We start from the raw sequence: 7,978 nt of genomic DNA on the forward strand, positions 1-7,978 counted from the left end.
CTGGTGCGCCTGATGGAAGCCACGCCGGACGCCGGGATTATCCAGACCGCGCCGCGTGCGTCGGGCATGGACACCCTGTATGCACGCATGCAGCAGTTCGCGACCCGCGTCTACGGCCCGCTGTTTACCGCCGGCCTGCACTTCTGGCAGTTGGGTGAATCCCACTACTGGGGTCACAACGCGATTATCCGCATGAAGCCGTTTATCGAGCATTGCGCCCTGGCGCCATTGCCGGGCAAAGGCGCGTTCGCCGGTTCCATTCTGTCCCACGACTTTGTTGAAGCCGCGCTGATGCGTCGTGCCGGCTGGGGCGTGTGGATTGCCTACGACCTGCCGGGCAGCTACGAAGAACTGCCGCCGAACCTGCTGGACGAACTCAAGCGTGACCGTCGCTGGTGCCACGGTAACCTGATGAACTTCCGCCTGTTCCTGGTCAAGGGTATGCACCCGGTGCACCGTGCGGTGTTCCTGACTGGTGTGATGTCCTACCTGTCGGCGCCGTTGTGGTTCCTGTTCCTGGTGCTGTCCACGGCCCTGCTGGCGGTGAACACCCTGATGGAACCGCAGTACTTCATGGCGCCACGCCAGCTGTACCCACTGTGGCCGCAATGGCATCCGGACAAAGCGGTGGCGCTGTTCTCCACCACCATCGTGCTGTTGTTCCTGCCGAAGCTGCTGAGCATCATCCTGATCTGGGCCAAGGGCGCGAAAGAGTTTGGTGGCAAGTTCAAGGTGACCTTGTCGATGCTGCTGGAGATGCTGTTCTCCATGCTGCTGGCACCGGTACGGATGATCTTCCACACCCGTTTCGTACTCGCCGCGTTCCTCGGCTGGGCCGCGACCTGGAACTCGCCGCAGCGTGACGATGACTCCACCCCATGGGGTGAAGCGATCAAGCGCCATGGCACCCAGACCTTGCTCGGCTTCTTTTGGGCGTTGCTGGTGGTGTGGTTGAACCCAAGCTTCCTGTGGTGGCTGGTGCCGATCGTGGGTTCGCTGATGCTGTCGATCCCGGTGTCGGTGATTTCCAGCCGTGTCGGGTTGGGCCTCAAGTCCCGCGACGAGAGCCTGTTCCTGATCCCTGAGGAATACAATCCACCGCAAGCGCTGCTGTCCACCGACAAGTACACCCACGAAAACCGTTGGCATGCGCTGAATGACGGCTTTGTGCGCTCGGTGGTCGACCCGCAGCAGAACGCCCTGGCCTGTGCCCTGGCGACCTCGCGTCACGCGCAGGCCGAGCCGATCGAGTACCTGCGTGCCGAACGTGTGCGTCACGCGTTGAAAGTCGGTCCTGCCGGCCTCAACAACGGTGAACGCCTGGCCTTGCTCAGTGACCCGGTAGCCCTGGCTCGCCTGCACGAGCAGGTCTGGAGCGAAGGCCATGCCGAGTGGCTCGCCGCCTGGCGGGAATCGATCAAGGCTGACCCGCACGCGCCGTTGCTGCCGCTGCAACCGCTGTCGTCCCAGGCCCAACCGGCCTGATTCAGACGCCCCCGAGGGTTCTCCTCGGGGGTGTTCCGAACGCTGGTCCTACAGCGTTTTCCGTTACTTTCCCTCTCGGCTTAACCTCTTGTTATTTCGAAACAAAAGACCCTTGTTCGAGGCGTATTGCCGTGCCCGTGGCTGAGTTAGCATCGCCCCGAATTTAACCGGCTACTGGGGTCTTCATGAGCAAAGGCTATTGTTCTGCGCTGCTGATCAGCGCTGTCGCATGGATTCACATGGGCCTGGCACAGGCCGGCGCGATTGACGACGCCGTTCGACGCGGCGCACTCAAGGTCGGCACCACGCCCACCTACGTGCCCTTCGAAATGACCGATAAACAGGGACGCATCGTCGGCTTCGAAATCGACCTGCTCAAGGTCATGAGCCAAGCCTTGGGGGTCGAGCTTGAATTGGTCACTGTGCCCTACACCGAGCTGGTGGCGGGGTTGCAGGCAAAGAAATTCGACCTGATCGGCAGCGGCATGACCGTCACCCAGGAACGCAACCTCAAGCTCAACTTCAGCGACTCGTTCATCGTGGTCGGCCAGTCGGTGGTGTTGCACCCAAGGCTTCTGGGCAAGGTCAGCAGTGTCGAGGACCTGGATGACGCCAGTTACCGGATCGCCACCACCGAAGGCACCACGGGTGAGGCGGCGGCACGACGGTTTTTGGGGGCGGCCCGCATCAGCAGTTTTGCCACTCCGGAAGAAGGGGTACGCCAGGTGTTGGCGGGAGCGGCCGATGCTTTTATTCATGACGCACCCTACAACCTGATCGCCCTGAGCCGCCCGGAAAACAGCACGCTGCTGGCACTTGAGCAACCCTTTACCTTCGAACCCTTGGCATTCGGCTTGAAAAAGGGCGATTTCGACAGCCTCAACTGGATCAACCATTTTCTTAATCAAGTGGCCCAGGATGGGACCTACGATCGCCTGCACGACAAGTGGTTTAAAGACACCGATTGGTGGGTGGAAATCGACTGAAAGTCATAACTGCTTACACATCAACCGGTTGCCGGTACTCCTCTGCGTAAGTGTCTGCCCCTGAGCTTTGCCGCACCGATGTGGGGCTTTTCCGACATATGCCGATAACAAATAGCCGTGAAACCTTTGTGACGAGCATCGAGTGGGTTAGGATCGCACCCCGAAATGGTGCAGCCCTTTTGCGCGCCGACCTTACAAGAATCGTTCAGGGGACTTGATGATGAAAAAGTATCTTTCGATGCTGCTGCTCGGCGTCACCGCACTGGTCGCGGCCACTGCGGCCCAGGCGGGTGCGATCGATGATGCGGTCAAGCGCGGCACGCTGAAAGTCGGCATGGACCCGACCTACATGCCGTTCGAAATGACAGACAAGCGCGGTGAAATCATCGGCTTCGAAGTCGACATCCTCAAGGCCATGGCCAAGTCCATGGGGGTCAAGCTGGAGCTGGTATCCACCGGCTACGACGGCATTATCCCCGCCTTCCTGACCGGCAAGTTCGACATGATCGGCAGCGGCATGACCCTGACTCAGGAACGCAACCTGCGCCTGAACTTCAGCGAACCCTTCATTGTGGTCGGCCAGACCCTGCTGATCCGCAAGGAACTGGAAGGCACCATCAAGTCCTACAAAGACTTGAACGACGAGAAATACCGCCTGACCTCCAAGCTGGGCACCACCGGTGAGATGGTCGCCAAAAAGCTGATCTCCAAAGCCAAGTACCACGGCTACGACAACGAGCAGGAAGGCGTGCTGGACGTGGTCAACGGCAAGGCCGATGCCTTTGTGTATGACGCGCCGTACAACGTGGTTGCCGAGAAAAAAGTCGGCAATGGCAAGCTGGTGTTCCTGGAAGAACCCTTCACCTTCGAACCCCTGGCGTTTGGCCTGAAGAAAGGCGACTACGACAGCATCAACTTCATCAACAACTTCCTGCACCAGATCCGCAACGACGGCACCTACGATCGCATCCATGACAAGTGGTTCAAGAGCTCCGAGTGGCTCAAGGACATGGAATAAGGCTGGCGCGCGCCCGACTCTTTTGGATACTGAGTAAATGAAACAGAAAAAAGCCCAATGGCCCTGGCACCTGCTGACTGTGGTCGTGCTGGTTGGCCTGGCCGGTGCGCTGTACTACGCCACCTCGCTGATGTCCTACGAATGGCGCTGGAACCGCGTACCGCAGTACTTCGCCTACCAGGCTGAAGAGTCCCAACGCGCCGCTGACATCTCCACGGTTGTCGAGTTGGTCCGCAAAGGCGACGTCGCCGAAGTGACCTTGCGCAACGACGCCGGCACCGAGCAAAAGCTGACTGTTGCCGACAACAGCCTGCAAGTGGCGCGCGGTGACGATGTCGCCGAAGGCGATGTGGTGGGCGTGACCCGGCATTGGGCGTTGGGGCCATTGATGTGGGGTTTGTGGACCACGCTATGGTTATCGGTGGTGTCCGGAATCCTCGGCCTGGCGATTGGTCTGGCGACCGGCTTGTGCCGCTTGTCCAGCAACCCGACCTTGCGTGATCTGTCGACGATCTACGTCGAGCTGGTGCGCGGTACGCCGCTATTGGTGCAAATCTTCATCTTCTATTTCTTTATCGGCACGGTGCTCAACCTGTCCCGGGAATTCGCCGGGATCGCGGCGCTGTCGCTGTTTACCGGTGCCTATGTGGCTGAAATCGTCCGCGCCGGTGTGCAGTCCATTACCCGTGGCCAGAACGAAGCCGCGCGCTCCTTGGGCCTGAGTGCCAGCCAGTCGATGCGCCATGTGGTACTGCCGCAGGCGTTCAAGCGCGTGCTGCCACCGCTGGCCGGGCAATTTATCAGCCTGGTCAAGGACACGTCCCTGGTGTCGGTGATCGCGATTACCGAATTGCTCAAGAGCGGCCGTGAAGTGATCACCACTTCATTTTCGCCGTTTGAAATCCTGTTCTGCGTGGCAGGCCTGTACCTGCTGATCAACCTGCCGCTGTCGAAAATGGCCAGCCGGCTTGAGCGGAGGCTCGCGCAAAGTGATTGAAGTCCGCGATCTGGTAAAAGTCTTCGACACCCGTGGCCATGTGGTCCGTGCGGTGGACCATGTGACCACCCGGGTGGCCAAGGGCGAAGTGCTGGTGGTGATCGGCCCGTCCGGCTCCGGCAAGTCCACGTTCCTGCGTTGCCTCAACGGCCTGGAGGAGTTCGACTCCGGCTCGGTGAGCATCGACGGCTTGCAACTGGCCGACCCGAAGACCGACGTGAACGCCTACCGCCGCGAAGTCGGCATGGTGTTCCAGCACTTCAACCTGTTTCCGCACATGACCGTGCTGGAAAACCTGTGCCTGGCGCAGAAAGTCGTGCGCAAGCGCGGCAAGCAGGAGCGCGAGGCCAAGGCCCTGGCGCTGCTGGAGAAGGTCGGCATTGCACAGAAGGCCAATGAGTTCCCCTCACGCTTGTCCGGTGGCCAACAGCAACGAGTCGCGATTGCCCGGGCGTTGGCCATGGAGCCCAAGGTGATGCTGTTTGATGAGCCCACCTCGGCCCTCGACCCGGAAATGGTCGGCGAAGTGCTGGACGTGATGAAGACGCTCGCCTTGGAGGGCATGACCATGGTCTGTGTCACCCACGAAATGGGCTTTGCCCGTGAAGTGGCGGACCGCGTGCTGTTCTTCGATCATGGCAAGTTGCTGGAAGATGCGGCCCCGGCCGAGTTCTTCGACTCACCGAAAGACCCTCGCGCCCAGGCGTTCCTGCGCCAGGTCCTGTAGTCAACACTTCCAGAGCGCTAAAAGTTGACCTGCAGTGAGCGAGCTTGCTCGCGCTGGGCCGCGTAGCGGCCCCCATAAACCCATCCGCGTTTTTAAGCCAAATCGCAGTGGCAGGTTTTTAGGGCCGCTTCGCAGCCCAGCGCGAGCAAGCTCGCTCGCCACAACAAGCCAGCCGCCACACATGTGGTGAGTCTCAGAGCCTGAATTTGCCGACCAGTGTCTGCAGGTCAAGGCTCAATCTCGTCAACTGAACGCTCGCCGCCGCCGTTTCCTCGCTGGCGGCTGCGGTTTGTTCGGAAACATCCCGTACCTTCAACACACTGCGATTGATCTCCTCGGCCACGGCGCTTTGTTGTTCGGCGGCGGCGGCAATCTGCGGGTTCATTTCCTGGATGATCGATACCGTCCGGGCAATCGCCGCCAGTGCGTCGCCGGCGTCGCGGGTCAGGCCGACGCTGTGGTCGGTCAGGTGGCGGCTGCTGTCCATGATGTCGGCGACCTGTTGTGTACCGGCGTGCAGGCCGCTGATCAGCCCTTCGATTTCTTCGGCCGATTCCTGGGTGCGTTGCGCCAGGCTGCGTACTTCATCGGCTACCACCGCAAACCCTTCACCGGCATTGCCCGCGCGTGCGGCTTCGATGGCCGCGTTCAGCGCCAACAGGTTGGTTTGCTGGGACACGGACTTGATCACGTCCAGCACACTGCCGATTTTTTGGCTCTCCTGCTGCAGTGCCAGCATGGCGCGGCTGGACAGGGCCATTTCACTGGCCAGATGGCCGATCTCCTCAATGGCTTGTGCAACCACCTTGTCACCGGCGCTGGCCTGTTGGTCCGCTTCATTGGCCGCGATAGACGCCTGCTCGGCGTGCCGGGCGACCTCCTGAGCGGTGGCGAGCATTTCGTTCATGGCGGTGGCCACCTGATCGGTTTCGTCCTTTTGGTTGCTGAGCCCGGCGCGGGTCTGCTCGGAGACAGTGGACAGCTGTGTGGCGGCACTGGCGATTTGTCGGGCGCTGTCGCCAATACCGCTGATCAGGCCGCGCAGGTTGCGCGCCATTTGCCCGATGCTTTGCTGCAACTGGCCCAGCTCATCCCGACGTTCCACCGCCCCACTGTCGCTCAGGTTGCCCTCGGCAATGCGGTTAGCGGCTGCCAAGGCTTGGTGCAGCGGCAGCGCGATTTGGCGGGCGATCCACCAGGCCGCCAACGCCCCCAGCAACAGGGCGGCAACCGTGACGCTGACAAGCAACATGCGGGTGTGTTCCGCCTCGCTGTCACGCTTGACGATCTGGCTCTGGCTCACCCGTTCGGTTTGCTCGAGTAACTGGTTGAGCTGTTGCTCGAAGCGGTTTTGCGCGGTTTCGGTGGTGACTTGAGCGTCCTTGAGCATCAGTAGCTGCGCGCGATAATCCGCCAGGTCGGTTTCAAGCAACGTCGAGTCTACCGGCAGGCGCGTGACAGCGGCTTGAGCGATGGCCAGGGTGTCGAGCGCCTTGCCGAGCGTTTCTGCATAGGCCTGTAATGATTCCGCGGCCCAGGCAGGGCTGCGGGCACGCTCCTCCGCCTGCTCTATGGTTTGACGCAGGGTCTCGATGGCATCGAGTGCCTGCTGATCCTGCTGGTCGGGCAGTTCACTGGCCAACTGAGCGAGTGTATCGCCGGCCTGGAGTGTGGCCTTTTGCAGCAGGGGGTGGATGTTTTCGCGTCGTTCGATCAGCGGCGCAAGCTCCACGAGTACGGCTTTGAAACCGGCCACCAGGCGTCTCGCTTCCTGCAGGCTCTGCAGGTCGGCCGGGTCTTTGACGTGGTCTTGCAAGTAGTCGAGGTGCTGGTCGATTGTTCCAATCTGCAGGGTCATTTTGCCCAGGCTGGTGGCGTCTGTCAGGGTGCGGTACACGATACGATCGGCGCGCATGGCCTCTGCGACAGCGGCCAGTTGGCCCAGCACGATCAAGTTGCTTGAGCGGAAAAGCACCGCATTCAAGGCTTGCCAGCCGGTCATGGCGATGGCGAGGCTGAGGACCAGCACCTGGCCGAACCCCAGGGCAAGTTTGAGTCGGACGCTGGCGTTGACCAGCAAGCGGGTCAGCCGAGGAAACATGGTGAACCTCCAAATCTGATAAAGCGCGTAGACACGCTAATTCGATTCGGAGTGATGGCGGGCTGATAACTGTGTAGGAATTTTCACAAGTTGCGGCGGCCTCGACCGGCCGCCGCCGTAAGAACCGTCAGATACGGAAGCGCCCGACCAGGGTTTGCAGGTAGATACCCAGGCGCGCCAGCTCAGCGCTGGAGGCTGCGGTTTCTTCGCTGGCCGAAGAGGTTTGTTCCGACACATCGCGCACGTTCAACACACTGCGGTTGATCTCCTCGGCCACCGCGCTTTGCTGCTCGGCCGCCGTGGCGATCTGCGAATTCATCGCCTGGATGGTCGAGACCGTACGGGTGATGTTCGCCAGGGCGCTACCGGCACGGCGGGTCAGCTCGACGCTGCTGTCGGTCAGGCCACGGCTGTTGTCCATGATGCTTGCGACCTGTTGGGTGCCGTTTTGCAGGCCGACGATCAGCTCTTCGATCTCTTCGGTGGACTTCTGTGTGCGCTGGGCCAGGCTGCGTACCTCGTCCGCCACCACGGCGAAACCTCGCCCGGCTTCGCCGGCACGTGCGGCTTCAATCGCGGCGTTGAGGGCCAGCAGGTTGGTTTGCTGGGCCACGGACTTGATCACGTCGAGCACGCTGCCGATTTTGTCGCTTTCGCGCTTCAG

The 7,978-nt window shown here is 61.1% G+C and carries 6 protein-coding genes and 1 pseudogene; 5 read left to right on the forward strand and 2 right to left on the reverse strand.

What is annotated here, in order from left to right; translation table 11 throughout:
* From mdoH to AC3ZU9_RS30810, 5 genes and pseudogenes are all read left to right on the forward strand, one after another.
* A pseudogene (gene mdoH, locus AC3ZU9_RS30790) lies at positions 1 to 1,487 on the forward strand (glucans biosynthesis glucosyltransferase MdoH); the annotation flags it as partial.
* Positions 1,488 to 1,670: 183 nt separating this feature from the next.
* Entirely contained in the window at positions 1,671 to 2,471 is an 801-nt protein-coding gene (locus tag AC3ZU9_RS30795; RefSeq protein WP_012721786.1) for a transporter substrate-binding domain-containing protein, read from the forward strand.
* Positions 2,472 to 2,691: 220 nt separating this feature from the next.
* Positions 2,692 to 3,489 carry a transporter substrate-binding domain-containing protein gene (locus AC3ZU9_RS30800; protein ID WP_046034015.1) on the forward strand — a complete coding sequence of 266 codons (798 nt, stop codon included), beginning with the start codon at positions 2,692 to 2,694 and terminating at the stop codon, positions 3,487 to 3,489.
* A gap of 37 nt (positions 3,490 to 3,526) precedes the next feature.
* Positions 3,527 to 4,486, forward strand: a complete 960-nt coding sequence (locus AC3ZU9_RS30805) for an amino acid ABC transporter permease (RefSeq protein ID WP_012721788.1) — start codon at positions 3,527 to 3,529, stop codon at positions 4,484 to 4,486.
* Positions 4,479 to 5,213 carry an amino acid ABC transporter ATP-binding protein gene (locus AC3ZU9_RS30810; protein ID WP_012721789.1) on the forward strand — a complete coding sequence of 245 codons (735 nt, stop codon included), beginning with the start codon at positions 4,479 to 4,481 and terminating at the stop codon, positions 5,211 to 5,213. Before AC3ZU9_RS30805 ends, AC3ZU9_RS30810 begins: the two co-directional genes overlap by 8 nt.
* A 193-nt stretch (positions 5,214 to 5,406) precedes the next feature.
* Here AC3ZU9_RS30810 and AC3ZU9_RS30815 read toward each other — a convergent pair whose 3' ends face one another.
* Positions 5,407 to 7,314 (reverse strand): methyl-accepting chemotaxis protein, encoded by a 1,908-nt coding sequence (locus AC3ZU9_RS30815; RefSeq protein ID WP_490091757.1) that lies wholly within the window; start codon positions 7,312 to 7,314, stop codon positions 5,407 to 5,409.
* Positions 7,315 to 7,441: 127 nt separating this feature from the next.
* On the reverse strand, positions 7,442 to 7,978 hold a 537-nt coding region (locus tag AC3ZU9_RS30820; protein ID WP_490091758.1), incomplete at its 5' end, for a methyl-accepting chemotaxis protein.

It is taken from the genome of Pseudomonas sp. A39 (assembly GCF_058145955.1).